Genomic DNA, 1,057 nt, shown 5'->3' on the forward strand with positions numbered 1-1,057 from the left:
TGTACCCGGTCACGACGTTGGTTACAGCCGGCTGGTCGGTGGGAGGCCGCCGAGGGCTTGGTGGCGGCGTCGGGTGTTGTAGAACTCGATCCAGGGTGCCAGGGCTGCGGCGCGTTCGTCGTTCGAGGTGAAGGCCTGGCGGTAGGCCCATTCGGTGGCCAGGGTGCGGTTGAGTCTTTCGACCTTGCCGTTCTGCCAGGGGCAGTGGGGCTTGATGAACTTCTGCCGGATGTCGTGGGCGGTGCAGATCTGGCGTAGTGACCAGCGGTAGGCCCACGCGTTGTCGGTCATGAGGCGTTCGATCCGGGTGATGCCGTGGGCGGCGAAGTAGGCGATCGCCCGGTCCAGGAAGTCGGCGCAGGTGGGGCCCTTCTCGTCGGGGAGGATCTCGGAATAGGCCAGGCGGGAGTGGTCGTCCACGAGGGAGTGGACGTAGTCGTAGCCGATCTTGTCCTTCCGGCTGCGGGTCTTCTCGCGGTTCTCGCGGCCGAGGGCCCGCCACCCGCCACCGGCGGGGATGCGGCCGAGCTTCTTGACGTCCATGTGCACCAGCTCGCCCGGGCGGTCGCGTTCGTAGCGCACGGCGGTCGTCTTGGAGGCCCGCAAGCGTTCTCCGGTCATCGGGTCGAGCAGGGCCAGGTGCGGCATGTGATGACGGGCCAGGACCCGAGACACGGTCCGGGGCGGCACACCGAGCTCTGCCGCGATCTGGTCCCGCCCGCGCCGCTCGGCCTGGCGCATCGCCACGACCTTCGCCTCGACCTGAGCATTCGTCCTGGTCGGGCAGTGGTGCGGGCGCGACGATCGGTCCGCCAGGCCGGCCTCGCCCTCGGTCGCGAACCGCGCCAGCCAGTACCTGACGCATTTGCGTGAGACACCCATCGCCGCGGCGATGTGGGCCTGCTTCCACCCCTGCCGGCGACGCTCGACGATCAACATCCTGCCGCGAACGGTCAGACGGGCATTAGCGTGAGACACGAGGACCTCCGGGTTGTGAAGACTTCGACATCTCCACTAAGCCCGGAGGTCCTCCCTTCGACAACCCGAACTGGCACCA

General features: G+C 68.0%; 1 protein-coding gene. It reads right to left on the reverse strand.

The window, feature by feature from the left end:
* Positions 1 to 21: 21 nt before the first annotated feature.
* On the reverse strand, positions 22 to 978 hold the full coding sequence (locus ACWGKI_RS20875) for an IS481 family transposase (protein ID WP_452189586.1): 957 nt from the start codon (positions 976 to 978) through the stop codon (positions 22 to 24).
* Positions 979 to 1,057 lie beyond the last annotated feature (79 nt).

The sequence above is a fragment of the Isoptericola sp. NPDC055881 genome, from assembly GCF_053615895.1.